This window comes from Anaerostipes sp. MSJ-23, assembly GCF_018918155.1.
Taxonomy (GTDB): Bacteria; Bacillota; Clostridia; order Lachnospirales; family Lachnospiraceae; genus Anaerostipes.
Genome location: NZ_JAHLPY010000005.1, coordinates 1 through 26,428 on the forward strand (window position 1 = coordinate 1; position 26,428 = coordinate 26,428).

At 34.7% G+C, this 26,428-nt stretch carries 22 protein-coding genes and 2 pseudogenes; 22 read left to right on the forward strand and 2 right to left on the reverse strand.

Annotated features, from left to right (window positions below; translation table 11 throughout):
* A pseudogene (locus KQI71_RS05225) lies at positions 1–225 on the reverse strand (IS3 family transposase); the annotation flags it as partial.
* 75 nt (positions 226–300) lie between these two features.
* Here KQI71_RS05225 and KQI71_RS05230 point away from each other — a divergent pair.
* From KQI71_RS05230 to KQI71_RS05305, 16 genes are all read left to right on the forward strand, one after another.
* Positions 301–891, forward strand: a complete 591-nt coding sequence (locus KQI71_RS05230; RefSeq protein ID WP_216434770.1) for a sugar O-acetyltransferase — start codon at positions 301–303, stop codon at positions 889–891.
* A gap of 163 nt (positions 892–1,054) precedes the next feature.
* Complete coding sequence (locus tag KQI71_RS05235; RefSeq protein WP_216434772.1) at positions 1,055–1,705, forward strand: GDSL-type esterase/lipase family protein; 651 nt, start codon at positions 1,055–1,057, stop codon at positions 1,703–1,705.
* 54 nt (positions 1,706–1,759) lie between these two features.
* Complete coding sequence (locus tag KQI71_RS05240) at positions 1,760–3,304, forward strand: nitrite/sulfite reductase (protein WP_216434774.1); 1,545 nt, start codon at positions 1,760–1,762, stop codon at positions 3,302–3,304.
* Between the two features lie 21 nt (positions 3,305–3,325).
* The gene (locus tag KQI71_RS05245) at positions 3,326–3,961 is read left to right on the forward strand and encodes a precorrin-2 dehydrogenase/sirohydrochlorin ferrochelatase family protein (protein ID WP_253287950.1); all 636 of its coding nucleotides are present in this window, start codon (positions 3,326–3,328) and stop codon (positions 3,959–3,961) included.
* Entirely contained in the window at positions 3,940–4,911 is a 972-nt protein-coding gene (gene hemB, locus KQI71_RS05250) for a porphobilinogen synthase (RefSeq protein ID WP_216434778.1), read from the forward strand. Before KQI71_RS05245 ends, hemB begins: the two co-directional genes overlap by 22 nt.
* Complete coding sequence (gene hemL / locus KQI71_RS05255) at positions 4,912–6,195, forward strand: glutamate-1-semialdehyde 2,1-aminomutase (protein ID WP_216434780.1); 1,284 nt, start codon at positions 4,912–4,914, stop codon at positions 6,193–6,195.
* Positions 6,177–7,403: a glutamyl-tRNA reductase gene (gene hemA / locus KQI71_RS05260; protein WP_216434782.1), complete on the forward strand. Its 1,227-nt coding sequence runs from the start codon at positions 6,177–6,179 to the stop codon at positions 7,401–7,403. The genes hemL and hemA overlap by 19 nt, the downstream gene beginning before the upstream one ends.
* A 16-nt stretch (positions 7,404–7,419) precedes the next feature.
* A complete protein-coding gene (hemC, locus tag KQI71_RS05265) occupies positions 7,420–9,786 on the forward strand; it encodes a hydroxymethylbilane synthase (RefSeq protein ID WP_216434784.1) in 2,367 nt (788 codons plus the stop codon).
* Positions 9,776–10,636: a YitT family protein gene (locus tag KQI71_RS05270; protein ID WP_216434786.1), complete on the forward strand. Its 861-nt coding sequence runs from the start codon at positions 9,776–9,778 to the stop codon at positions 10,634–10,636. The genes hemC and KQI71_RS05270 overlap by 11 nt, the downstream gene beginning before the upstream one ends.
* Before the next feature lie 75 nt (positions 10,637–10,711).
* Complete coding sequence (locus tag KQI71_RS05275; protein WP_216434788.1) at positions 10,712–11,239, forward strand: phosphatase PAP2 family protein; 528 nt, start codon at positions 10,712–10,714, stop codon at positions 11,237–11,239.
* A 90-nt stretch (positions 11,240–11,329) separates the two neighbouring features.
* Positions 11,330–12,304: a choloylglycine hydrolase gene (gene bsh, locus KQI71_RS05280; RefSeq protein WP_216434790.1), complete on the forward strand. Its 975-nt coding sequence runs from the start codon at positions 11,330–11,332 to the stop codon at positions 12,302–12,304.
* Between the two features lie 16 nt (positions 12,305–12,320).
* Positions 12,321–12,902: a GNAT family N-acetyltransferase gene (locus tag KQI71_RS05285; RefSeq protein ID WP_216434792.1), complete on the forward strand. Its 582-nt coding sequence runs from the start codon at positions 12,321–12,323 to the stop codon at positions 12,900–12,902.
* Between the two features lie 281 nt (positions 12,903–13,183).
* Positions 13,184–13,411: a purine biosynthesis protein PurH gene (locus KQI71_RS05290; RefSeq protein WP_216434794.1), complete on the forward strand. Its 228-nt coding sequence runs from the start codon at positions 13,184–13,186 to the stop codon at positions 13,409–13,411.
* 12 nt (positions 13,412–13,423) lie between these two features.
* Positions 13,424–13,906, forward strand: coding sequence for a GNAT family N-acetyltransferase (locus KQI71_RS05295; RefSeq protein ID WP_216434796.1), 483 nt, complete (start codon positions 13,424–13,426; stop codon positions 13,904–13,906).
* Positions 13,907–13,942: 36 nt separating this feature from the next.
* Positions 13,943–14,767 carry a TrmH family RNA methyltransferase gene (locus KQI71_RS05300; RefSeq protein ID WP_216434798.1) on the forward strand — a complete coding sequence of 275 codons (825 nt, stop codon included), beginning with the start codon at positions 13,943–13,945 and terminating at the stop codon, positions 14,765–14,767.
* A gap of 397 nt (positions 14,768–15,164) precedes the next feature.
* Complete coding sequence (locus KQI71_RS05305) at positions 15,165–15,785, forward strand: thiamine pyrophosphate-binding protein (protein WP_330655301.1); 621 nt, start codon at positions 15,165–15,167, stop codon at positions 15,783–15,785.
* A gap of 26 nt (positions 15,786–15,811) precedes the next feature.
* Here KQI71_RS05305 and KQI71_RS05310 read toward each other — a convergent pair.
* Positions 15,812–17,137, reverse strand: a pseudogene (locus tag KQI71_RS05310) (phosphoketolase); the annotation flags it as partial.
* A 469-nt stretch (positions 17,138–17,606) separates the two neighbouring features.
* On the opposite strand from KQI71_RS05310, the gene KQI71_RS05315 reads away from it, so the two are divergent.
* From KQI71_RS05315 to KQI71_RS05340, 6 genes are all read left to right on the forward strand, one after another.
* Positions 17,607–22,043: an acyl-CoA dehydratase activase gene (locus KQI71_RS05315; protein ID WP_216434800.1), complete on the forward strand. Its 4,437-nt coding sequence runs from the start codon at positions 17,607–17,609 to the stop codon at positions 22,041–22,043.
* A 72-nt stretch (positions 22,044–22,115) separates the two neighbouring features.
* Positions 22,116–22,676 carry a TetR/AcrR family transcriptional regulator C-terminal domain-containing protein gene (locus KQI71_RS05320; protein ID WP_216434802.1) on the forward strand — a complete coding sequence of 187 codons (561 nt, stop codon included), beginning with the start codon at positions 22,116–22,118 and terminating at the stop codon, positions 22,674–22,676.
* 121 nt (positions 22,677–22,797) lie between these two features.
* Positions 22,798–24,144 (forward strand): radical SAM protein, encoded by a 1,347-nt coding sequence (locus tag KQI71_RS05325; RefSeq protein ID WP_216434804.1) that lies wholly within the window; start codon positions 22,798–22,800, stop codon positions 24,142–24,144.
* A gap of 14 nt (positions 24,145–24,158) precedes the next feature.
* Positions 24,159–25,271, forward strand: a complete 1,113-nt coding sequence (metK, locus tag KQI71_RS05330) for a methionine adenosyltransferase (protein WP_216434806.1) — start codon at positions 24,159–24,161, stop codon at positions 25,269–25,271.
* A gap of 311 nt (positions 25,272–25,582) precedes the next feature.
* On the forward strand, positions 25,583–26,023 hold the full coding sequence (locus KQI71_RS05335) for a hypothetical protein (protein WP_216434808.1): 441 nt from the start codon (positions 25,583–25,585) through the stop codon (positions 26,021–26,023).
* 29 nt (positions 26,024–26,052) lie between these two features.
* Positions 26,053–26,412, forward strand: coding sequence for a YccF domain-containing protein (locus tag KQI71_RS05340; protein ID WP_216434810.1), 360 nt, complete (start codon positions 26,053–26,055; stop codon positions 26,410–26,412).
* Positions 26,413–26,428 lie beyond the last annotated feature (16 nt).

The window sequence follows — 26,428 nt, forward strand, 5'->3', positions numbered from 1 at the left end:
ATAGTCTGGCTTGCGTTTCCTTGTAATTGAAAATAACCAAAGCTCAGTATTCATGTACTTATGGACAGTTGCACAACTGATGCTGTATCCCTTGCGAAGAAGATAAGCGTGCACAGTTCGGTAACCATCCGTGCCGTTGTGAGAGTGATCGATGTCCACGATTTCATGCTTGATTTTCCCCTGATGCTTATGATATTCAGATTTCCTGTTTTTCAGATAATTATACCTGAATTATAAAAATATAATTGAATAAAGATTTTTGAGAAATAGGAAAAAAGATACTGGAAGGGAGTTTTTGGAATGACAGAGCGTGAAAAATTAAAAAAGGGATTATGGTATGATGCCAATTATGATGAAGAATTATTAAAAGAACGCGAGAATGCAGAGGCATTGTATTTTGAATTTAATTATACAAATCCAAAACAAAAAAGGAAACGTCAGGAAGCCTTAGCAAAGCTTCTGCCCAAAATGGGAAATCAAGTAGAAATTTTATCACCTTTTTACACGGATTATGGATATAATTGTGTGATTGGAGACGAAACTTTTATTAATCATGGAGCTTATCTTATGGATGGCGCAACGATTACCATTGGAAAGCATTGTTTTATTGGTCCGGATTGTGGAATGTATACAGCAGCTCATCCACTTTTGGCAAAAGAAAGAAATCAGGGATTTGAACAGGCAAGTCCGATTACTGTTGGAGATAATGTATGGATTGGAGCTTCTGTTACGATTCTTCCAGGGGTTACGATTGGAAAAAATAGTGTGATCGGAGCTGGGAGTGTGGTAACGAAAGATATTCCATCGGATGTAATTGCGATTGGAAATCCATGCCGAGTTTTACGAAAAATAACGGAAAAAGATAGTGTTTTAAAGACAGAAGAAAGATAAATAATTTTTTATTCAAGTAAAAGGTACGATAAAACAAGAATTTTGTTTGTAAATCGTACTTTTTTCTTGTTTTTTCATAAAACTATTGACTTTTCTTCTATGATTTTCTATAATCATATTATTCCTATTGAAATAATATGAAATATAACGAAGAGGTGATACCATGAAGGAAATTTTATGCTTTGGAGATTCCAATACGTATGGTTTAATTCCGGGAACAACCAAACGATATGATAGAGATACACGTTGGACAGGAATTCTTGCAAATCGTCTTTACGACAAAGGATACCGCATTATTGAAGAGGGGCTTTGTGGGAGGACATCTGTTTTTGATGATGAAACAAGAGATGGAAGAAATGGTTCGAAAGTTCTTCCAATGTTGCTTGAGACACATGCGCCGCTTGATCAAGTTGTTTTGATGCTTGGAACAAATGATTGTAAAACATATAATCATGCATCTGCGGAACGGATTGGAAAAGGAATTGAGAAATTGATCGGACAAATTAGAAAACAAGATCCTTCGATTGATATTTTACTTATTTCTCCAATTGAGCTTGGAGAAGATGTATGGAAACCTAAATTTGATCCAGAATTTGATCGTCATTCTGTGACAATTTCTAAGAAATTAAAACAGACTTATTTAAAAATTGCATGGAAATATGGATGTGATTTTTTGGCTGCTTCAGATGTAGCCGTTCCAAGCAAAAGAGATATGGAACATATGGATGAAACGGGACACAGAAATCTTGCAAATGCTGTACAAAATTTTTTAGAAGAAAAAGGAAATCAGTATCAATTACATGCATCAATGTGATATAATCATCAGAGAAAATAGAATGAATATTTCACAGAAAGGAAAATGAATTTTATGGAAAAGATAAATTCACAAACCTGGAAAGCAGATTTGGCGGAATTTAAAGAAAAGACAGACCAATTTTATGCAGGAGAATTAAAAAAAGCCGCTTATAAAGGATTTTCCGGCGGATATGGAAGTTATGCGCAAAAAGATGGAAAAGCAAGTATGATTCGTCTTCGTATGTCTGGAGGACACTTGACAAAAGATAAGATGAAATTTATTGCAGATAGTATTAAAAAATATGATGTAAATAAGGTTCATTTAACAACTTGCCAGACGATTCAGCTTCACAATCTTTTACCAGAAGCTATTTATGGTATTATGGAAGGGGCACTGGATCATGACATCGTAACAATGGGAGGCGGAGGAGATTTCCCAAGAAATGTAACAGTTTCACCATTATCTGGTGTAGAAAAAGGGGAATATTTTGATGTTCTTCCTTATGCAGAAGCTGCAGGAGAATATTTAATGACTTTTATTAAAATGCCAGCACTTCCAAGAAAACTGAAAGTAGGATTTTCCAACAGTCCGGCGAATGAAACGCATGCAACCTATCGAGATCTTGGATTTACAGCCAGAGAAGATGGAACATTTGATGTATATAGTGCTGGAGGTCTTGGAAATAATCCAAAATTTGGACTGAAAGTTGCAGAGGCGGTTGCACCAGAAAAGATTCTTTATTATATTTGTGCAATGAGAGAAACCTTTATTGCTTACGGTAATTATGAACAAAGAGGTCGTGCAAGAAGTCGTTATATGCAGGAGACACTTGGTGAAGAAGGATATGTAAAAGCTTATCAGGAAAAACTTGCACAAGTATTTGATTCTGGGATTGATCTTGATCTTCATGTGGAGCCGGTTGTGGTTACAAAACAGGGAGATGGATCTGTTATTGAAGGAAAACGTGTGATTGCACAAAAACAAGACGGTTTGTATGCAGTTGTATATCATCCAATTGGTGGCTGTCCAAAGCCTTCGAAACTTGGTGAAATTTATGATGTAATTAAAGATATGGATGCGGTAGAAGCAAGAATTGCACCAGATGAGACAATGTATATTGTTAATTTAACAGGAAATGAAGCGAAGAAAGTCCTTAATGTTACAGCAGATGGTGCTGAAACGGTATTTGAGACTTCTGTATCTTGCATTGGAGCAACCATTTGTCAGGTTGGAATTCGTGATTCACAGGGACTTTTACGAAAGGCAGTGAAGGCGGAAAGAGAAGCTGGATTAAAAGATGGTTCTCTTCCACAGATTCACATTTCTGGTTGTACTTCTTCTTGTGGAACGCATCAGACGGGTGTCATTGGATTCCATGGGGGAGTTAAAGTAATTGACAAGGTATCCTATCCTGGATATACGCTTCATTTTAATGGATGTGACCGTCAGGGAGAAGAAAGAATGGGCGAGGAACTTGGATTTATATTAGAGGAAGAGGTACCACAGTTCCTTGTAAAACTTGGACAGAGTGTAGAAGAAGAACAGACGACATTTGATCAGTGGCTGTTAAAACATCCAGAAGGTGTAAAAGAAGTTGCAGCTGCATACTTAAGGTAAGAGACGATGGCGTACTTTCCAATGTTTATACAATTAAAAGGCAGAAAATGCCTTGTAGTCGGTGGCGGCAAGGTGGCTCTTCGAAAAATCAAAGTTTTAAAAGATTTTGAGGCGGAGGTTACAGTAGTTGCTCCTGATATAATCGAACAGATTCGGCAAATAGATGATATTTGCCGGATCTTTCGGTCTTTTGAGGAAAAAGATTTAAAATCTGTAGAATTAGTTGTAGCTGCTACGGATGATAAAAAAGAAAACCATAGGATTAGCCAGTTTTGTATGGAGCAAAATATACCAGTCAATGCGGTAGATCAGAAAGAAGATTGTAGTTTTATTTTTCCATCTTACATAAAAGAAGGAGAAGTCGTTGGTGCTTTTAGCAGTAGCGGACAAAGTCCTGTGATTACACAGTATTTAAAAAAGAAAATCCGTCCTACATTGACAAAACAACTTGGACAAATTTCAGAGTCTCTTGGAGAGATTCGGGAAGTTGTAAAAAAATTGGTATGGCCGGAAAAAAGAAGAAAAGTACTATATAAAGAATTATTAAATTTAAGTTTAGAGAAGAATATGTCCTTAGATCATGATATAATAGAGCAGATTATATTAAAATACAATGAAGAATCGAGGAAACACGAATGGATAGAACAAGAAGATTAAGAACAAGCAAAGCCTTACGTGATATGGTCAGAGAAGAACATGTACGGGTGGATGAGCTAATTTATCCGATTTTTGTAACAGAGGGAAGCGATATTTGTCATCCAGTAGATTCTATGCCTGGTATTTATCAGTATTCTTTGGATCGTCTTCCTGAAGAAATGGAAAGAATCAAAGAAGCAAGAATTAAGGCCATTTTAATTTTCGGAATTCCAGATCATAAAGATGAAGTTGGAAGTGGAGCCTATGATGAACATGGAATCGTTCAGAAAGCAATTCGTCAGATAAAAAAAGAATGGTCAGATCTTTTGATTATTGCAGATGTATGTTTATGTGAGTATACATCGCATGGACATTGTGGACTTGTAAAAGATGGGGTTATTTTAAATGATGAAACATTGCCTTTGCTTGCAAAAACAGCAGTTAGTTATGCAAAAGCAGGAGCAGATATTATTGCACCAAGTGATATGATGGATATGCGTGTAGCTGCGATTCGTGAGGCATTGGATCAGGAAGGATTAACTTATATTCCAATTATGTCTTATAGTGCTAAATTTGCATCAGCCTATTACGGACCGTTTCGTGATGCCGCACATTCTGCACCTGGTTTTGGAGACCGAAAGACTTATCAGATGGATCCAGCGAATGGACAAGAGGCATTGCGTGAAATTGAGGAAGATCTTATAGAAGGGGCAGATTTGATTATTGCAAAACCTGCGTTAGCTTATATGGATATTATTAAGGAAGCTTCTTTGAATTATAATATTCCGATCGTAGCTTATAATGTCAGTGGAGAATATGCAATGGTAAAGGCAGCAGCTGCAAATGGTTGGATTGATGAAAAACGAATTGTTATGGAAAATATGACAGGATTAAAGCGTGCGGGTGCAAAGATGATTATTACTTATCATGCACTGGATGTAGCAAGATGGCTGAAAGAAGAGGAAAAATAAATGAAGACAATAAGATCAGAACAACTATTTGAGAGTGCGAAGAAAAGAATTCCAGGAGGAGTTAATAGTCCAGTTCGAGCTTTTTATGCAGTAGATCGTACACCTAGATTTATGGATACGGCAAAAGGAGATCGGATTGTTGATGTCGATGGAAATGAATATATAGATTATGTATGTTCCTGGGGCCCAGGAATTTTAGGACATGCACATAAAAGAGTGATTGACAAAGTAAAAGAGGCATGTGATAAGGGACTTACCTATGGTGCGCCAACAGAGAAAGAAGTTCTTTTAGCTAATCTTATTTCGGAATTGATTCCATCTATGGAAGTTAATCGTTTGGTTAGTTCTGGAACTGAGGCTGTGATGAGTGCAATTCGTGTTGCTCGTGGATATACAAAGAGAGATAAAATTATAAAATTTCGTGGATGTTATCATGGCCATTCCGACAGTTTACTTGTAAAAGCGGGTTCTGGAGCAATGACGACTTCAGTACCAGATAGTGCAGGAGTACCGGCGGATGATACAAAAAATACACTGGTTGCAGAATATAATGATATTTCTTCTGTGGAAGCTTTATTTAAAGAAAATCCAGAGACAATTGCAGCTGTAATTGTGGAACCAGTCGCTGCGAATATGGGAGTTGTTCTTCCAAAACCTGGATTTCTGAAATTCCTTCGTGAAATTACAAAAAAACATGGGTCTTTGCTTATTTTTGATGAGGTGATTACTGGATTTCGGTTGTCTCTTGGTGGTGCTCAGGAGTATTATCAGATCAAACCAGATCTTACGACACTTGGAAAAATTGTAGGTGGCGGAATGCCGATTGGTGCTTATGGAGGAAGAAGAGATATTATGCAAATGATTTCTCCAGATGGACCGGTTTATCAGGCGGGAACTTTGTCAGGGAATCCAATTGCGACTACAGCTGGAATTGAAACATTAAAAATATTAAAAGAAGATCCTGAAATTTATAAAAGATTAGAAGAAAAAACAAAGAAACTGGAACAAGCAGTAAAAGAAGCTGCAGGAGATCATGTGTGCGTTAATCGGATTGGTTCTTTGATGAGTGTATTCTTTACAAAGGAGAAAGTTGTTGATTATGAGAGTGCAGTGACATCCGATATTCATCAATATGCAAAATATTTTGGTTATCTTTTAGATCATAATATTTACACGGCTCCTTCTCAGTTTGAAGCAATGTTCCTTTCAGATGCCCATACCAAGGAAGACATTGAAATGACATGTAAGATGATGGGAGATGCCCTATGCAGTTTGGAATTTTAGGGGTTGATTATCAGCGTGCAGATTTAAATATTCGTGACTATATTTCTTTTACAGATCAAAAAAAGATGGATTTTTTTCATTTGGCAGAGGAAAAAGGAATGGAGCAGGTGATGATTTTATCTACTTGCAACCGAAGTGAAGTTTATTATTGTTTTGAATCTGAAACACAAAAAGAACAAATGAAAGCATTATATAAATCGATGTTTCCAGATTTGAATTTAGATGTCTATCTTCGAGAAATGGAAGGAGAAGAAGCGTATTCGTATTTATTTCGTGTAACAGCAGGCTTAGAATCTATGGTTCTTGGGGAAGATCAAATTCTTGGTCAGGTAAAGAATGCCATCGATTTTTCTAGGACTATGGGTCATAGTAAGAAAGAATTAAATAAGATTGTAAGAGATGCGATTACTTGCGCAAAAAAAATAAAAACAAAGTTTCATATTAGTGAAAAACCATTATCCGTTGGATATATTGGCATTCAGGAAGCTAAAAAAGCTTGTGGGATTAAGGGGAAAACCGTTTTGATTATTGGAAGTGGCAATACAGCAGTTTTAGCACTTCGATATTTAAATGAAGAGGGGGCTGGAGAAATTTTTCTTTGCAGTAGAACGTTAGCTCATGCAGGGAAGATACAAAAACAGTTTCAAAATATAAAAATTATACGGTATGAACAGCGATATGACACCATTTGTCAATGTGATTTGGTTGTATCGGCAACAGCATCTCCCCATCTTGTGGTGAAAAAGGAGAATGTAAATCTGTCTCATTCAACAGTATTTCTTGATCTTGCAACGCCAAGAGATATTGATCAAACATTAGACCAATATCCACAAGTTAAATTAATTAATTTAGATAATTTACAAAAAATTTCGAGAGAAAACTTAAAAGAAAGAGAAAGACTTTGCAAAGAAAGCAGCCAACTGATTGAAGAATTTAAAAGAGAAACACTGGAATGGTTGAAAGTCAGCCGTATGGATGAGACAATACAGTCTCTTCAGGAACGATGCCAAGAAATTGCTCAGGATAGTTATCATTACCTGTCACAAAAAATGGATTTGGAGGATCGAGAAAAGAAGTTATTAAAAAAAGTATTAAATGCTTCTCTTCAAAGAATGATTCGGGAACCGATCCAGGAATTAAAACAGTTAGATACGAAGGAAAAACAAGATACTTATAAAAAAATTGTACATCAGTTATTTCAAATTTGACGGAAAGGGAAGAAGTATGAAATATATCATAGGATCAAGAGGATCAAAACTTGCTTTGACTCAGACAGAATATGTATGTAAAAGGCTTAGAGATGCTTATCCAATGCATACCTTTGAGATTGCTGTGATTCGGACGAAAGGTGATAAAATACAAGATAAGCCTTTGCATGAGATTGGAGGAAAAGGTCTGTTTGTAAAGGAAATTGAAGATAAAATTCTTTCGGGAGAGATTCATATGGGTGTTCATAGCATGAAGGATATGCCAGCTTCTCCAGCATCAGGGCTTATCTTTACAAAGTCATGGAAAAGAGAAGATCCAAGGGATGTTTTGATCCTTCGAGAAGCAGAAAGTCTTTCAAAGTTAAAATATGGGGCTATGATTGGTACTGGGAGTAAACGAAGAGCATTCCAGCTAAAAAGACTTCGTCCGGACCTTCAAATTGTCAATCTTCGGGGAAATGTAGATACGAGACTCCGAAAGATGAAGGAGCAAAAGCTTGATGGAATTGTTTTGGCAGCCGCAGGGCTATTGCGCCTTGGAATGCAGGACTATATTACGCAATATTTGGAACCAGAAGAGATGATCTCAGCGCCTGCACAGGGGATTCTTGCCCTCGAAATTCGAAAAGACCAAATTCAATTAAAAGAAATGCTTGATCATTTTGCGGATGAAGAGACCTTTATGCAAATGCAGGGAGAACGGACATTTTTAGAGGAAATTGGTGGAAGCTGTCATACACCTTCTGGTGCACGGTGCCAAAAAGATGGGAATAGTTATCGTTTGGATGCTGTTTTTGGAGATGAAGATGGAAAAAAACTGGCGTTTACAAGAGTTTTTGGAAATGATCCAAAACAACTTGCAAAACAGGCAGCAAGGCAAATTCGTAAAAAATTGTCTGGAATGGTCTATCTGATCGGAGGGGGACCGGGAGATCCTGGCTTGATAACTGTTAAGGGAAAAGAAATTCTCCAAGATGCAGATTGCCTTATTTACGATCGTTTAATTCCAAAAGAATTATTAAATGAAACAAAAGCATCTTGTGAAAAAATTTATGTTGGAAAAGAAAATCATCATCATACGATGAAGCAGGAAGAGATCAATCATTTGTTGGTACAAAAAGCAATGGAATATGAGAAGATTGTTCGTTTAAAAGGTGGAGATCCTTATGTATTTGGTCGGGGTGGAGAAGAGGGACTCTTCTTATTCGAACATCAGATTCCATTCAAGGTAATTCCAGGTATTAGCTCCTGTATTGCAGGACCAGAAAGTGCAGGGATCCCTGTGACACATCGAGGTGTTGCGACTGGTTTTCATGTAGTGACAGCGCATGATCGAAAAAACCAGCTTGCAGACCTTGATTTTCATAGTATGGCGAGATCGAAAGATACGCTTGTATTTTTGATGGGATTATCAAAACTTGAAGAAATTCTAAATAGACTTTTGAAAGAGGGAATGAGTGAAGATACAAAAGCAGCCGTTATTTCTCATGCGGCAAGTCCGAATCAGAAAGTTTGTACAGGAACTCTTACCAATCTTTCTAAGAAGGTGAGAGAAGAAGGATTGACTTCACCGGCAATTATTGTGGTGGGAGAGGTTGTTTCACTTCGCAGTCAGCTAAAAAATGATGATTCTAATCGCTTATTTCTTGTAACAAAAGTTGGAGAAAAGACTTCTGAGCTCACAAAAGTATTATGTCAAGATGGTTTATGGGTCAAGGAATTTCAAACAGGTAAGATTTGTTTGAAACAATGTCGATGGGAGAAAAAAGAAATAGAAAAGATGGATGTTTTGATTTTTACGAGTCGTTACGGTGTGAAAAGTTTTATGAAAAACTTGAAAGAATCAAAATTAGATATTCGTTGCCTTTCTAAAACAAGGATTGCAGTCATTGGAAAACAAACGGCAAAGACTTTGGAGTCTTTTGGAGTTTTTGCAGATTGGATGCCAGAACAAGCAGGAGAAGACGCATTAGTTAATTTCTTGAAAGATAAAATTTCTATTACTGACTGTGTATGGCACATGAAAGGAACGATGGGAGGTGAAAATCTAAAAAATAGATTAAAACAGATTTGTGATTTCCATGAAAAAATTCTTTATGAAAATGTAGAAAAAACGGAAGAAGAGGCTGCACAAATTTCAGACTATTGTGGAATTTCTTTTTCTTGTGCATCTTCTGTACGTAGATTTTTTGCAAAAATGGAGGAAGAAGATGCTAAAATATGGAAAGAAAAAATGCCATGTTTTAGTATTGGAAATAAAACAACAAAACAATTAAGAAAGTTGGGAGTTCATAAAATTTTTCAAGCAGAAGAAACGACGTATTTATCAATGAAACAGAAAATCTTGGAAATAGTCCAGGAGGATAAAAAAGATGAAATTTGATTTAAAAAAAGATGGAAAGCGGTTATTTGTTGTATGTTTAGCATCGGTCATTATGGCTTTAAATATTAAATCTTTTGTAAGGACTGGAGGATTGTATCCAGGGGGAGCAACTGGTCTTGCACTTTTAATTCAGAGAAGTGCGTCGATGTTTTTGCATGTGGCGATTCCGTATTCGGTTGTTAATATTATTTTAAATGCGATTCCGGTTTATATTGGATTTCGTTTTATTGGGAAAAAATTTACTTTATATTCTTGTGTTACAATTTTGCTGACTGGTTTCCTTACTGATATTATCCCAGGATATGTAATTACCTATGACACACTTTTGATTAGTATTTTTGGTGGATTGATTAATGGTTTTGTGATCAGTATGTGTTTAATTGTGAATGCAACAACTGGAGGAACGGATTTTATTGCTATTTTTCTTTCACAGAAAAAAGGAATTGATTCTTGGAATCTTATCTTTGGATTAAATGCAGTGATTCTTGCCATTGCAGGTATTTTATTTGGATGGGATAAAGCGTTATATTCTATTATTTTTCAATATACATCAACACAGGTGCTTCATCTTTTGTACACCAAATATCAGCAACAAACATTATTTATTGTTACAAATCGTGCGTGGGATGTATATGAGGCAATTTCCAAAGTTTCACATCATGGTGCGACCATTATGAATGGAGAAGGGCCTTATGAACATGAAGAACGTCAGGTTGTTTATTCAGTTGTATCAAAATCAGAAAGCAAAGAGGTGATCGAAGCTATTCGAAAAACAGATTCTCATGCCTTTATTAATGCAGTAAAAACAGAGCATCTGGCTGGAAAGTTTTATTTTAAACCGAACGAATGATTTGTAGATATCTGTAGTCTGTGTTATAATACCATATGAAATTATTGTAAAAAGTAAGAAAAGGCAGCGTAAAATATGGGACTGGAACTTCAGATTTTAAATTATATACAAACGTTACGAACGCCATTTGGCGATTTTATTATGCCATTGATTTCAAGTCTTGGAAATGCAGGAATTTTGTGGATTCTTTTGACAATTGTGATGCTTATAAGGCCGAAGACAAGAAAGACAGGATGGATTCTTTTGGCAGCATTGCTCGTGGATCTTATCATTTGTAATTTATGTTTGAAACCATTGGTTGCAAGGGTACGTCCATATAATGTGAATAGGACAGTCACGTTATTAGTAGCACCACTAAAAGACTATTCTTTTCCTTCTGGTCATACGGCAGCATCATTTGCTTGTGTGATTGCACTTTACTTAGCAGGGGAAAAATGGTTATGGAAGATAGCACTTGTTATATCGATCTTGATTGCATTTTCCAGAATGTATTTATATGTTCATTACCCAACGGATGTATTAGGTGGTGTGATTGTTGGAATCTTCAGTGGAATTATTGGATACTTAATTATAAAAAAAGCAAAAATAACAAAGGGTTGTTGATGACTCTTTGTTATTTTTTTGATTGACGAAGTAATTTTTTGGAAATATACTTATATATAGATACAAAATAAAGCATATGGAGGAAAGATTATGTGTACTGCAGCAACTTATAAGACAAAGGATTTTTATTTTGGTCGAACATTAGATTATGAATTTTCTTATGGAGAGGAAATTGTAATTACACCAAGGAATCATGTATTGTCATTTCGTCATATGGAAACTCTTAACTGTCATTATGCTATGATTGGTGTGGCATTTGTCGCTGGAGATTATCCACTTTATTATGATGGGATTAATGAAAAAGGACTTGGTATTGCGGGTCTTAATTTTGTCGGAAATGCAGTTTATCAGGATGTAAAGGAAGAAAAAAATAATGTAGCACAGTTTGAGTTTATTCCATGGATTCTTGGAACATGTGCCAGTGTAAAGGAAGCAAAAGAAGCATTAAATAAAATAAATATTACGCATACTGCTTTTAGTGAACAGCTGCCAACATCACAACTTCATTGGATCATTGCAGATAAAAAAGAAGCGATTACTGTAGAATCCATGGCAGATGGATTATATGTTTATGAAAATCCAGTTGGAGTGCTTACCAATAATCCACCATTTGAGCAGCAGATGTTTTTATTAAATCAGTATATGAGTTTATCACCGAAACAGCCAGAGAATTTATTTTCTAAAGATCTTCCATTGAGCTTTTATAGTAGGGGAATGGGTGCGATTGGACTTCCGGGAGATTTGTCGTCAACTTCTCGTTTTGCGAAAGTTGCATTTACAAAAATGAATGCCAAATCAGAACAAGATGAGGAAAAAAGTGTTAGTCAATTCTTTCATATCCTTGGATCTGTAGATCAGCAAAGAGGATGTTGTGAAGTGGCAGATGGAAAATATGAAATTACAATTTATACATCTTGTGCAAATACAGATCTGGGGATTTATTATTATACAACTTATGATCGTCATCAGATTACAGGGATTGATATGAGAAAAGAAAATCTTGATGGATATCAGTTGATAAGATATCCAATGTTACAAAAAGAACAGATTTATATGCAAAACTAGAGGAGAAATAATAGATATGATACGAGTTGCAACGAAAGAAGATGCTAGACAATTACTTGATATTTATGCTTATTATATAGAAGAAACAGCGATTACTTTTGAATATGAAGTTCCATCGTTGAAAGAATTTGAAGAACGAATAGAAGATACTTTGCAAAAATATCCTTATTTAGTAGAGGAAGAAAATAAAAAAATTCTTGGATATGCATATGCAGGCCCGTTTAAAGAACGGGCTGCATATGATTGGTCTGTGGAAACGACAATTTATGTACATAAAGATGCCAGAAGAAATGGAATTGGGAAAAAATTATATGAAGCATTAGAACGGGCACTTTTTATGCAACATATTATTAATTTAGATGCTTGTATTGCAGATCCAGCAGAGGTAGAAGATGAGCATTTAACAAAAGATAGTGTTCGTTATCATCAACATCTTGGATATCGTATGGTCGGAAAATTTTATAAAAGTGGCTATAAATTTAATAAATGGTATGATATGGTTTGGATGGAAAAGTGTATTGGGCCGCATAAAAATCAACTACAAAAAATAATACCTTTTCCTCAAATTCAAAAAAAATTTGAAAATATATATAAATAATTATTTTAATTTAAAATTAATAATTTTTTTTAATAAACTACAAATTAAATACTTTGTAAAAATATTATTATTGCGGCGGATTCTATATAGAATCCGCCGCAGGCGGAAATTTTTGGGAAAATTTTACCAAATTTTCCCAAAAACAAAAAATCAACCATTAAACAAGAAAAAATCTTAAAATTTTATTTATATATTATATTTATAAAAAAACAAAATTGCATTTTAAAAAATAACACTATAATTTTATAAGAATATAATAAGAATAGAAAAGGAAAAGAAAAATGAGTATATTAATTAAAGATACAACAAAAGAAGAAAGAGAAAAAATTGTAGCAGAATCCATAGGAAATATTTCTGGCCAATGCGATGGATGCAGTGCAGGAATTATAGAAATGTATGATGACTATATTGAAGGAAAAAAAGAATTACGCCAGGTTAATATGGAATTCCACGCAAGATATATATCAGGAGTAGGTCCTGAGTCAAAAAATGAATGTCCAATTCGTTAAAAGGGAGTAAAAATGGAAATAAAAAGAGCAACTATGAAAGATCTCGAACAAATTGCAGATGTTGAAAAGGAATGTTTTCCAGCAGCAGAAGCAGCAACAAAAGAAGATTTTAAGAAAAGGCTGTATTATTATAAAGACTATTTTTGGCTAATATTTGAAGGAGAAAAACTGATTGCTTTTGTTGATGGAATGGTAACTAATCAAAAGGATTTAACAGATGAAATGTATAAAAAAGCTGAGATGCATGATATACATGGGGATTGGCAAATGATTTTCGGTGTTAATACAAGACCAGAATATCGAAAAAAAGGATATGCTGGTATATTAATTCAAGAAGCAATCCAAGATGCTAAAAAACAAGGCCGTAAAGGCTTGGTTTTGACATGTAAAGACAAATTGATTCCATTTTATCAAAAATTTGGATTTGTAAACGAAGGAATTTCGAAATCTGTTCATGGAAATGTTGTTTGGAATCAAATGCGCTTATCATTTTAAAGAAAAAAGAAACTTTCAGAGAAAGAGGTATTTTGAATGTCTAATATTATAGAAATTACAGATTTCAAGGCTCCAGAACTTGATATTTATGCAAGATTATCTGAGGTACAATTGTTTCATTACTATGAACCACAAGAAGGTATTTTTATTGCAGAAAGTCCAAAAGTTATAAAGACAGCTTTAGAAGCTGGATATGAACCAATTTCTTTTCTTGTAGAGCATAAACATCTCGATACGCAAGCAAAGGAATTTATTACATTATATAAAGACACACCAGTTTATACAGCAGAATTTGATATTTTAACAAAACTAACCGGTTTCCAACTGACAAGAGGAATGTTATGCGCTATGTATCGTAAAAAACTGCCTTCTGTAGAAGCAATATGTCGGGATAAAAAAAGAATTGTAATTTTAGAAAATGTTATGAATCCAACGAATATTGGAGCTATTTTTCGCTCAGCAGCAGCATTAAATATGGATGCAGTTCTGTTGAGTAAAGGATGTACGAATCCATTATACCGAAGATCTATTCGCGTAAGTATGGGAACGGTTTTTCAAATTCCATGGACATTTTTAGATGCCTCTATTTCGTGGCCCAAAGATGGTATTCAGAAATTAAGGACATTTGGTTATAAAACAGCTGCAATGGCTTTAACAGATGATTCTGTTCGTATTGATGATCAAAAACTGTTATCAGAAAATCAATTAGCCGTGATTCTTGGAACAGAAGGAGATGGACTATCACAAGAAACCATTGATTCTTGTGACTATACTGTAAAAATTCCTATGGCACATGGCGTAGACTCTCTAAATGTAGCAGCCGCAAGTGCTGTAGCCTTCTGGCAGTTATCAAGAAAATAGAAGATTGTGCAAATGCACAATAAGTAAAGAAAAAAATGTTTTTTGAAACATTGAGCATATCTTTAAAGATTAATCATATAATAGCCACAAAGGTGTTCCAGCAATGTTAAAAATTTTCATTGCATAGGGATGCCTTTTTCTTTTTATTTCAAATGAGGAAAATCATGATAAACGGAGATTGGTGTACTAAAACATATGTACACAAGCAATTTATTTTCTGACTTTTTACATTTTTTATTTTTCTTGCAGATCTTATAGGAAAGAGGTATGCTAATATAATGGAAAGAAAAAAGATTTATGATATTACAGAAGTTGTTACGGCTTTTGAAGTCTGACGATGGACAAATATTTTAAATGAAAAAATCACAACTTATATTTTACAAACTAGGAAAAAAAAATGAGACATAATGTAAAAGAAAAAACTACATCACAGTTGCTTGTAGAATGTTTAGAAACAGAAGGTGTAGAATATATTTTCGGAATTCCAGGAGAAGAAAATCTGGAATTAATATCTGCACTAAAGGATTCTAGTATTAAGTTTATTACAACAAGACATGAACAGGGTGCTACTTTTATGGCAGATGTTTATGGACGTTTGACAGGAAGAGCAGGTGTATGTTTATCAACCCTTGGTCCAGGTGCTACAAACCTTGTGACTGGAGTTGCAGATGCTACAGGAGATGGAGCACCTCTTGTTGCAATTACTGGTCAGGTTGGAACGGAACGAATGCATATTACTTCTCATCAATATTTAGATCTTAGTAAAATGTTTGAGCCAATTACAAAGAGAACAAAACTAGTCGTAAGGCCGGATACAATTAGTGAAATTGTAAGACTTGCTTTTAAATATGCAGAAAGTGAACGCCCTGGAGCTTCACATATTGATCTTCCTGTAAATATTTCAAAAATGAAAGTTCCAGAATCAGAAAAACCATTGAAAAGAGAAGTGGAACATAAAGAAATTGCACCAGGTATTGTTATTGAAATAGAATCAACAATACGAATAAAAGCTTCATAACTTGCAAAGAATCCATGACGTCCAGTTAAAAGATAACCTTCCAGCTATCCTTCACACATATGCTCGCTTAACATACCATCCATGATACGTCCATTCTGTGCAAGGCAATCATCACTGTCTAATAATTCTGCATTCCAGTCACGATTTTCTACTTCAAATACACGATAAAGACGGTTTGACATACTTTCATCTGGTCCGAAAATACGGAAGTTTTTATTTTCTTTATAAATATCACGGATAAATCCACCAAGTTCAATCATATCCTGTGCTTTTGTTTTTCCTGCATCAACTTCGATACCATAATCACGGAAATCAGGAAGACGAAGATCTTTTAAGAGCAGACCACCATTTGCATGAGGATTTGCTCCAAGACGTGCATTTCCTTTTGATGCGAGTTCTGCAAGTTCTGGAATTAAATGTCCATTTTCATCAAATAATTCTTCTGCATGATAGCTCTCCAGCCATTCTTTTAACTGATCCAGATGTTCTGGGCTTTCCATAGAAAGTGGTACCTGATGTGCACGGAAAGATCCTTCAATCTGCTGTCCATCTACAACTTTTGGACCAGTCCATCCTTTTGGAGTACGAAGAACGATCATTGGCCATTTTGGTCTCTTCGCACAATTATTTTCACGTGCATTTTTCTGAATAGCCTTAATTTCTTCAATTACAGTATCCATTGTTTCAGCCATCTTCTTATGCATAGTCATTGGATCATCACCTTCAACGAAGTATGGTTTCCATCCACATCCTTTAAAGAAATCTTCAATTTCATCGTGAGGAATACGTGAAAAGATCGTTGGATTGCTGATCTTGTATCTATTTAAATGTAAAATTGGGAGAACAGCTCCGTCTGTTACCGGATTTAAAAATTTATTGGATTGCCATGAAGTTGCCAGAGGACCTGTTTCAACTTCACCATCTCCAACAACAACCGTTGCAATAAGATCTGGATTATCAAAAACAGCACCAAATGCATGAGCGATAGAATAACCAAGTTCTCCACCTTCATTAATAGAACCAGGAGTTTCTGGTGCACAATGACTTGGAACTCCACAAGGGAATGAGAATTGTTTGAACATTTTTTTCATTCCTTCTTCATCTTGGCTGATATTTGGATAAACTTCACTATATGTACCTTCAAGATAAGTGTTTGCAATTAAAAAGTTTCCGCCATGTCCAGGACCAGATAATAAGATCATATCTAGATCGTAACGTTTGATTGCACGATTGCAATGCACATAAACAAAGTTTTGTCCAGGAACAGTTCCCCAGTGTCCAACGATTTTCTTTTTTATCTGATCCATTGCTAGTGGTTTTTTTAACAAAGGATTATCTAGTAAATATAACTGACATGAAGATAACTAGTTGGCTGCACGCCAGTAAGCATTCATTTTTTCCAGCATTTCATCATTCAATGGCTGTTTTTCAAGACATAATGTTGAGTCTCCCATTTAGTAAGTTCCTTCTTTCTCTTAAATTTGTTCTTAATTGTTTTTTAGTTTGATATTTTTTTCACATTTCGAATGATAACATGTTAAGAAAGAGGTGTAAAGTAGTAATTTCACATCGTATCCATAACATTTTGATATGATAAAAATCTCCATATAATAAAGAAGTTGTTAAGATTTTACTTGCTGAGAAAAAAGTATCTTGAAGAAAATTGAAAAATACTTATAATAAATAATAAGTAAGGATCTTATAAATGCGAGAGAAAAACGCTGTATCAATCAATACGGCGTCTTTTTTATATGTTTTCTATACATTTAAAAACTTTATAGATGGATTTAAATATGATTAAAGGAGTACAAACGATAATATATGAAAGAAGAAAAAAGAGAAGAAATTTTTGTTGGAATTGATATTGGTTCAACAACGACAAAAATGGCCGCGATAACAACTATGAAAGATCAAATTTTATTTTCGAGTTATAAGCGCCATCATGCAAACCAGGTAGAAAGTGTTCTTCAGGTATTAAAAGAGTTTCAGAAAAAATTTTCTATGAAAAAGATAAAAGTGGCATTAACAGGATCTGGTTCAAAACCGATGGCAGAGGCTATAAAAATTCCATTTATTCAAGAAGTAGCTGCTAATGCAACTGCGTTGAAAAAGAAATATTCTTTTGTAAATACAGCCATTGAACTTGGCGGACAGGATGCAAAAATGATCTTTTTTAAAAAAGACTCTAAAAATGGAGAAAAATCTGTTTCTGATATGCGTATGAATGGAAGTTGTGCTGGTGGTACGGGTGCTTTTATTGATGAAATTGCATCGGTATTAAAAGTACCAGTAGAGAAATTTAATCAGCTTGCAGAAAAAGGAAAACATGTATATGACATTTCTGGGAGATGTGGTGTTTATGCTAAAACAGATATTCAGCCATTATTAAATCAGGGAGTATCAAAAGAAGATCTAGCGTTATCTGCGTTTCATGCAATTGCAAAACAAACAATTGGCGGACTGGCACAGGGACTTGAAATTGAAAAACCGGTTGCTTTTGAGGGTGGACCGCTTACTTTTAATCCAACATTAGTTCAAGTTTTTGCACAACGTCTTCATTTATCAAAAGAAGAAGTTATCCGTCCACAACATCCAGAACTTATGGTTGCCTTTGGTGCAGCAAAAGCAATTCCAGAAATGTTTCCAGACTGTAAGGAAGTAACTGCAGAAAAATTAATTCATCGTTTAGAAGAAAAAAAAGAAGAATTAATGACTGGCTCTTCCAGTCATACAAAACCATTTTTTGTTTCTGAAGAAGAAAAACAAGCTTTTGAAAATCGACATAAAAAGAAAAAACGAATTTCTTATGAACCAAAACAAGGAGAAATTGTTTACGGTTATCTTGGAATGGATGCAGGAAGTACGACAACGAAATTTGTGATTTTAAATGAAAAAGAAGAGATGCTGGATTCTTTTTATGCGCCAAACGAAGGAGATCCGTTATTAGTAGCTAGTCAAGCATTGATTAAATTAAGACAAAAATATGAAAAAGCTGGTGCTTGCCTGAAAATTTTATCAGCTGGTACAACTGGATATGGAGAAATGTTATTTTCTAAAGCTTTTGGTATTAAAAACCATACGGTGGAAACAGTGGCACATGCGAAAGCTTCTGAAAAATATAGAAAAGATGCTTCTTTTATTCTTGATATCGGTGGGCAAGATATGAAAGCTATCTGGCTGGATCATGGAATTATTACAAATATCTTATTAAATGAGGCGTGTTCTTCTGGGTGTGGATCGTTTTTAGAAAATTTTGCATCGTCTTTGCATATTCCAACAAAACAAATTGCACAGGCTGCTTTTTCATCAAAGCATCCAGCTGCTTTGGGAAGCCGTTGTACGGTATTTATGAATAGCAGTATTATTACGGAACAAAGGAATGGAAAAACTCCACAAGATATTATGGCTGGACTTTGTCGTTCTATTATTGAAAATGTGTTTACAAAAGTTATCCGTATATCGAATCTTGATTCTCTTGGAAAGAAGATTATTGTACAGGGAGGGACATTTGAAAACGATGCAGTGCTTCGTGCGATGGAAGAATATATTGGAAGAGAAGTCATCCGTGCTCCATATCCTGGAATGATGGGGGCCATTGGTGCTGCGTTATTTGCAAAAGAACAATATGCGATGGAAGAAGAAAAAGAACATCCATGGGATTTAAAGGATTTGGATTATTTTTCTTACAAACAAGAAGCTAATGCACCGTGTCCGTTTTGTGGAAATCACTGTCAGCGTACGATCGTTACATTTTCCAATGGAAATTCTTGGGTAACAAACAACCGTTGTGAGCGTGGAGAAATTATAGGAGATCCAAAAAACGAAGAAACAGCCAAACGGTTAAAGGAAAAAATGAAGGAAAAACAAAAGGTTGCAAATTTATTTGATAAGAGAGAATCTTTATTATTTATGCAATATCCGTATCCTCAAGTTTCTGATGATAAAAATATAACAATTGGGATTCCAAGAGTCCTTTCTTTTTGGGAAACAATGCCATTTTGGACAACATTTTTAGGAAGTCTTGGTTTTAAGGTTGTGATTTCTGATAAAAGTACGAGAGAAATGTATGAAAATGGATTATCTGCAGTAACATCTGATACAGTATGTTTCCCAGCAAAATTAGTTCATGGACATATAAGAAATTTAGCACAAAAAGGTGTAGATCGTATTTTCATGCCTTCTATTACAACGGTCCCACCAGAAAATAATGAAAAAACCAGCGAATCTATGTGTGCAATTGTGAAAGGTTATCCAATTGTAATTAAAAACTCAGATCATCCAAGCGAAAAATGGGGAATACCATACGATGCGCCACTATTTCATTGGCATACATTAGAAGATCGGAATAAACAACTAATCTTTTATATGGAAAAAACATTTAGTTTAGAAAAGAAAGAAATTAAAAAAGCACTTTCCTTTGCTGATGCAGCACAGGAACATTTTCATAGAGAGCTGAAAGAAGAAGGAAGAAAAGTATTAAAAGAGATAGAAGAAAAGAATCAATTTGCAGTTGTTTTAGCAGCAAGACCATACCAAAACGATTCTTTGGTGAATCATGATCTTCCTAAAATGTTTACAAGTTTTGGAATTCCTGTGTTAACAGCAGATTCTCTTCCGCAAGTCAATGAAACAGATTTAAAAAAGAGTAGACTTGATATTGTAAACAATTTTCATGCAAGAATGTTGTCTTCTGCAATTCTTGCAGCAAAGAGCAACTTTTTAGAATATGTACAGTTTGTTAGTTTTGGATGTGGACATGATGCATATCTTTCTGATGAAATTATTCGCATGATGAAAGAAATTTCAAAGAAAACACCACTCATATTAAAAATGGATGAGAGTGATATACAAGGACCGATGGGAATACGTGTTCGTTCCTTTTTGGAAACAATCCGTATGAAACGTGCAAAAGGTTATAAGTCACAGATTCATGCTTTAGAAAATCCATATCCGGTAAAATTTACAAAAGAGAGTCGAAAAAAACGAATTGCACTTGTTCCAAATACATCACATGCATTTTGTCGTCTAATGTCAGCAGCTTTAAAAACACAAGGAATAGAAGCTGTTCCTTTAGATATGGGTCGAGAAGATGCCATTCGTCTTGGAAAACAATATGTACATAATGATATCTGTTTCCCGGCACAAATTGTTATTGGAGAGGCATTAGCTGCATTAAAGAGTGGAAAATATGATGGACAAGAAGTTGCGGTTGTTATGGGAAAATATATCGGTGATTGCAGGTTAACTCATTATGGAGCATTGCTTCGAAAAGCTTTGGATGATGCAGGATATGAAAATGTTCCAATTCTTACAAATGATGATGTGGATTCACATAAAATGCATCCAGGATTTAAGATGAATCTTTTAACATCTGCAAGAATCGCTTTTACACTTCCAATGATTGATATTTTGGAAGAACTTTTAAGGAAAATACGGCCTTATGAGATTCAGAAAGGAAGTGCGGACGCAGCTTTTGAAAAAGCAATGAATGCAGTAATCTATGGTTTGGAATCTTCTGGTATTTCTGGTGTAAAAAAAGGATTTAAAAAAGCAATTCACTTTATGAATCAAATACCATATGACCGTAGCAATCCAAAACCTCAGGTATTGATCGTAGGAGAATATTTATTAAATTTTCATTCTGGAGCAAATCATGATATTGAAGCTTATTTAGAACAAAATGGCTTTGAAATTATTGAGGCTAGAATGACAGATGTTATACGAAAAACATATTTTTATCAAGATGCACAGATAAAAGAATATCACCTGCAAAAGCCACTGAATCAAAAAATCTGGTATCGCACAGCAAATGAGTTATTTGAAATGGCTCATCGTATGGCAGATTCCATTGCAATAGAACATCCGTTATACAAACCAACATGTACGATGAAGCAACTTGTAAAAGATAGTGATCCGGTAATTCATCATACATTTGATGCAGGTGAAGGTGTCTTAATTCCAGGAGAAATCATACATCATGCAAAACATGGGTGCAGATTTTTCTTGATTTTACAGCCATTTGGTTGTCTTCCAAATCATGTAGTTGGTCGTGGAATTACAAAAAAATTAAAAGAAATGTTTCCGAATGTACAAATTCTTCCTCTTGATTATGACCCAGATGTTAGTTTTGCAAATATTGAAAACCGTTTACAAATGCTTGTAATGAATGCAAAAAATCAAAGAGAAAATGAAGAGAAAAATATTTTAAGAAAAGAAAACACAGAAACTGCTCCTGTAGGAGATCATTGCATTGTTTAATGTATTGTTTTATGCTACAATTCTTGTAATTTCGTGTTTAGCGGACAGAAGAGAGGGAGGCAGAACTATAATATGAAGCAGCGAACAAAAATGGCAATTTCCAGAGCGTTTGTAGAGCTCTTACAAAGCCGAACAATAGATAAGATTACGGTAAAGGATATTGCAGAAAAGTGTGATATTAATCGCCAAACCTTTTATTATCATTTTGCAGATATTTATGAGTTAATGGAATGGACGATTAACTATAATTTGGAAAAATATATCTCTGAAAAAGATTTTAATGGGTTAAATTGGAAAGAGGAACTTTGGTCTTTGATTGAATTTCTGCGCATGCAGAGAAAACTTCTGATCAATGCTTATGATGCGAAAAACAGAATTTATTATGAACAATTTGTTCGGGAGCAGATTGCGCCAATTGTAAAAATCAAAGTTTATGATTGCGAAGAAATAGAAGATGTACCAGAGGACAAAATTGAGTTTGTGGAAAATGTTTATACAAGAGTACTAACGAATCTTTTTTTTGATTGGTTGGAGGATGGAATGCCAGATGAATCAAAAATTCATCTGGAGGATTACTTTACGTTAATCGAAGGAAGTTTAAGTACAGCTTTACAAAATTTTCAAATAAAATAAAAAAATTACTACAAAAAAGCATTTGTGTTGGAATTTTAGACACAAATGCTTTTTGTCGGTTTTTGTCGAACTTCCTATGGTATATGATAAGACCTAGAAAAAAGAAGGAGGAAGTTTTAGTATGAACAGCGTATCAAGCAAAGTTGTACAATTTGGATTAGGAAAGGCATTGAATTATATTGAAAAAGATCCGGAAAAGAATCTTTTGAACTTAATGGATTGGGTAGATCGTCTTGCAGGAACACAAGAAAATAGTTTTCCAGTACAAAGAGCAGCATTCCGAAGAGTTATCAATAATCCGGATGATAATATGTATAAATTAATTATGAGAGTATTAAAAGAAACAGATACCAATGTTATGAAAAAAGTATTTCAGAATTTCTTTTTAAATGCAGCCATTGTTTCATGGCCACGTCAGGAAGAATTAAGAAAAAAATATAATTGTAATATTCCATGGGCAATTCTTTTAGATCCAACAAGTGCATGTAATCTTCACTGTACTGGATGTTGGGCAGCCGAATATGGAAATCGATTAAATCTTTCTTTCGATGATATCGATTCTATCATTACACAAGGAAAAGAGCTTGGAATTTATATGTATATTTATACAGGTGGAGAACCACTTGTAAGGAAAAAAGATATCATTGCGTTATGTAGAAAGCATAATGATTGTATTTTCCTTACATTCACAAACTCTACATTGATTGATGATGAATTTGCAGATCAGATGTTGGAAGTAGGAAATCTTATCCCTGCAATTAGTGTAGAAGGATTTGAAGAAGCTACTGACGGACGTCGTGGAAAAGGTGTTTTCGAGAAAGTTCAGAAATCTATGCATTTATTAAAGGAAAGACACTTACCATTTGGTATTAGCTGTTGTTATACAAGTCAGAATTTACAGTCTATCAGCAGTGACGAATATTTTGACCAGATGATCGAATGGGGAGCAGATTTCGTATGGTATTTCCATTACATGCCAGTTGGAAATGATGCAGTACCAGAATTAATGCCAACACCAGAACAAAGAGAATATATGTATCATAAAATTCGTGAAGTACGTGCAACAAAACCAATCTTTGCAATGGACTTCCAGAATGACGGAGAATATGTTGGAGGATGTATTGCTGGCGGAAGACGTTATTTCCACATTAATGCAAATGGAGATTGTGATCCTTGCGTATTTATTCATTATTCTAATACAAACATTCATGAAAATACATTATTAGAAGTTTTACAGTCACCAATTTTCCAGGCGTATCATGATGGACAGCCATTTAATGACAATCATTTGCAGCCATGTCCAATGCTTGAAAATCCTCAAAAATTGCGTGAAATGGTGAAAAAGACAGGAGCACATTCTACAGATATGCAATCACCAGAATCTGCAGATCATTTATGTGATAAATGTGAACAATATGCGAAGAACTGGGCACCATCAGCACAAAAATTATGGAAGGCATCTAAATAAGGGAAGGCGAAAAAATGGGCGGTTTATTTACTTCAGAAAGTGTAACAGAAGGTCAATCTGATAAAATTTGTGATAAAGTTGCGGATGCAATCCTTGACGCATACTTAGAAAAAGATCCAACATCTCATGTAGATTGTGAAGTTATTGCATATGAAAATCATTTAAAGCTTAAAGGAAATATTATCTCAGCAGCAACGATCGATCATGAAAAAACTGCCCGCGATGTCATTGCTGAAATTGGATATATGGATCCAGATTTAAAATTTGATGCTAATCATTGTGGAATTGATGTTGATATCAATCGAAAATTATCAAAAATGCCAGAAACTTTTCAAAAAAGAGGTTTTCCTGATTATGGAGTTGTCTTTGGATATGCATGCAAAGAAACTCCCTCTTATATGCCGGCAGGCACAGAATTTGCCAATCAGCTTGCAAAACGATTAACTTATGTAAGAAAGATGTGCATTATTCCTGGTTTGCTTCCGGATGGAAAGATACAAGTAACAATGGAATATGAAAACGGCAATCCGAAAAGAGTGGATGCCGTTTTCATATCAACACAGCATAGAAAAGAAATCCGAAATGGGACATTAAAATATGCGTTAAATGATGAAGTGATTAGTAAGGTTATTCCAGAAAAGTATATTGATGAGAATACAAAATGTTTTGTAGATCCGATTGGAGATTGTTTATGCGGAGGACCAGCGGTTTATTTAGGAGCAACTGGACGTAAAATTGTCTCTGACACTTATGGAGGATATGCAAGAAGTAGTGGGAATTTTATGGCAGGAAAAGATGCATTAAAAGCAGAGCGAAGTGGAGCTTATATGGCAAGATATCTTGCTAAAAATATTGTTGCGTCTGAATATGCAGATCGCTGTGAAGTACAGCTTTGCTATGCAATGGGATTAACAGGCCCTGTTTCTGTTCATATAGAAACTTTTGGCACTGGAAAAATGTCGCAGGAAGAATTTATTCGTATGATTTATAAAAAAGAAGATTTATCATTACAGTCGGTTATTAAAAAATTTCAGTTAAATCAGCCAATTTATTCTAACATATCTTGTTATGGATATTTTGGTGAGAATGCAAAGCAAATGCCATGGGAACAGATTACATGGAAGTAGAAAAATGGTATTGACAGAAAGCAAATACGGTGCTATATTCTAGACATGCAAACGAAAGGGAGTAGCTGAACGTTCAGAAATGAACGGGTTTGAGATCGTCAGCCGATGTTTTTAGAACATCCGTATCAAATGAGATAGCAAGACTTTTATTGTGGCATTGGTCATAATAAAGGTCTTTTTTTATTTCATAGGAAATTTCGATGAAATCCACTATGAAATAAAAAGTCCTTTACCATAAGATTTTGTGCTTATTGTAAAAAATTTCGTAAGTATGTAATAAGATGTGCAGATAAAATGAGGGATAAAATGCTATGGGTAATGAAATTATAAAATTAGAACTGAAAGAAGTAATGAACGCAGGTGAAAGGGCTCTTTGCAGTTTAAAGACCGTACAGAAAGAACTTGAACATGCAAAAAAATGGGGAATTATTGATTTATTTGGTGGAGGTTTCTTTGTAAATATAGTAAAACATTCAAAAATAAAAAATTCCAGTTTTTATATGGAAACAGCCAAAAGAGATCTGAGAATTTTTCAGCGAGAATTAAATGACGTTCAGATGTTTTTAAACCTTAATTTAAATATTGGTGATTTTTTAACCTTTGCAGACTTCTTTTTTGATGGACTGATTACAGATTATCTGGTACAATCCAAAATAAACGAAGCCAGAAAGCAGGTATGGACAGCGATCAAACAAGTAGAAAAATTTCTGATAGATTTGCAGAAACTTTATGATGCACAAAATGATCTTTGATTAAGAAGAAAACAAAAGGAGGAAGATAAATGGGGTGTTTAGGAAATCTTATCTGGATAATCTGTGGCGGACTGTTAAGTGCACTTTCGTGGGTTGCTGCCGGCTGTTTATGGTGTATAACAATCATTGGAATTCCAGTGGGAATTCAATGCTTTAAGCTGGCATCATTAAGCCTTTGTCCATTTGGAAAGGATGTACATTATGGAGGTGGTACAGGATCTTTTTTATTAAATATCATTTGGTTCATTGTTTCTGGATGGGCCCTTGCAGCAGAGCATCTTATATTTGGTGTTCTTTTATGTATTAGCATTATTGGAATCCCTTTTGGATTGCAACATTTAAAATTAGCGAAACTTGCATTAATGCCATTTGGAACTCAAATTTATTAAAAATATAAAAGGATAT

Bases quoted from the DNA above. Each gene is read 5' to 3' on its own strand.
- hemC (WP_216434784.1), top strand. From the start codon at position 7,420: ATGAAATATATCATAGGATCAAGAGGATCAAAACTTGCTTTGACTCAG.
- KQI71_RS05285 (WP_216434792.1), top strand. From the start codon at position 12,321: ATGATACGAGTTGCAACGAAAGAAGATGCTAGACAATTACTTGATATT.
- KQI71_RS05270 (WP_216434786.1), top strand. From the start codon at position 9,776: ATGAAATTTGATTTAAAAAAAGATGGAAAGCGGTTATTTGTTGTATGT.
- KQI71_RS05305 (WP_330655301.1), top strand. From the start codon at position 15,165: ATGAGACATAATGTAAAAGAAAAAACTACATCACAGTTGCTTGTAGAA.
- KQI71_RS05340 (WP_216434810.1), top strand. From the start codon at position 26,053: ATGGGGTGTTTAGGAAATCTTATCTGGATAATCTGTGGCGGACTGTTA.
- KQI71_RS05275 (WP_216434788.1), top strand. From the start codon at position 10,712: ATGGGACTGGAACTTCAGATTTTAAATTATATACAAACGTTACGAACG.
- hemL (WP_216434780.1), top strand. From the start codon at position 4,912: ATGAAGACAATAAGATCAGAACAACTATTTGAGAGTGCGAAGAAAAGA.
- KQI71_RS05235 (WP_216434772.1), top strand. From the start codon at position 1,055: ATGAAGGAAATTTTATGCTTTGGAGATTCCAATACGTATGGTTTAATT.
- KQI71_RS05240 (WP_216434774.1), top strand. From the start codon at position 1,760: ATGGAAAAGATAAATTCACAAACCTGGAAAGCAGATTTGGCGGAATTT.
- KQI71_RS05320 (WP_216434802.1), top strand. From the start codon at position 22,116: ATGAAGCAGCGAACAAAAATGGCAATTTCCAGAGCGTTTGTAGAGCTC.
- KQI71_RS05325 (WP_216434804.1), top strand. From the start codon at position 22,798: ATGAACAGCGTATCAAGCAAAGTTGTACAATTTGGATTAGGAAAGGCA.
- hemB (WP_216434778.1), top strand. From the start codon at position 3,940: ATGGATAGAACAAGAAGATTAAGAACAAGCAAAGCCTTACGTGATATG.
- bsh (WP_216434790.1), top strand. From the start codon at position 11,330: ATGTGTACTGCAGCAACTTATAAGACAAAGGATTTTTATTTTGGTCGA.
- KQI71_RS05245 (WP_253287950.1), top strand. From the start codon at position 3,326: ATGTTTATACAATTAAAAGGCAGAAAATGCCTTGTAGTCGGTGGCGGC.
- KQI71_RS05335 (WP_216434808.1), top strand. From the start codon at position 25,583: ATGGGTAATGAAATTATAAAATTAGAACTGAAAGAAGTAATGAACGCA.
- KQI71_RS05315 (WP_216434800.1), top strand. From the start codon at position 17,607: ATGAAAGAAGAAAAAAGAGAAGAAATTTTTGTTGGAATTGATATTGGT.
- hemA (WP_216434782.1), top strand. From the start codon at position 6,177: ATGCAGTTTGGAATTTTAGGGGTTGATTATCAGCGTGCAGATTTAAAT.
- KQI71_RS05230 (WP_216434770.1), top strand. From the start codon at position 301: ATGACAGAGCGTGAAAAATTAAAAAAGGGATTATGGTATGATGCCAAT.
- KQI71_RS05295 (WP_216434796.1), top strand. From the start codon at position 13,424: ATGGAAATAAAAAGAGCAACTATGAAAGATCTCGAACAAATTGCAGAT.
- metK (WP_216434806.1), top strand. From the start codon at position 24,159: ATGGGCGGTTTATTTACTTCAGAAAGTGTAACAGAAGGTCAATCTGAT.
- KQI71_RS05300 (WP_216434798.1), top strand. From the start codon at position 13,943: ATGTCTAATATTATAGAAATTACAGATTTCAAGGCTCCAGAACTTGAT.
- KQI71_RS05290 (WP_216434794.1), top strand. From the start codon at position 13,184: ATGAGTATATTAATTAAAGATACAACAAAAGAAGAAAGAGAAAAAATT.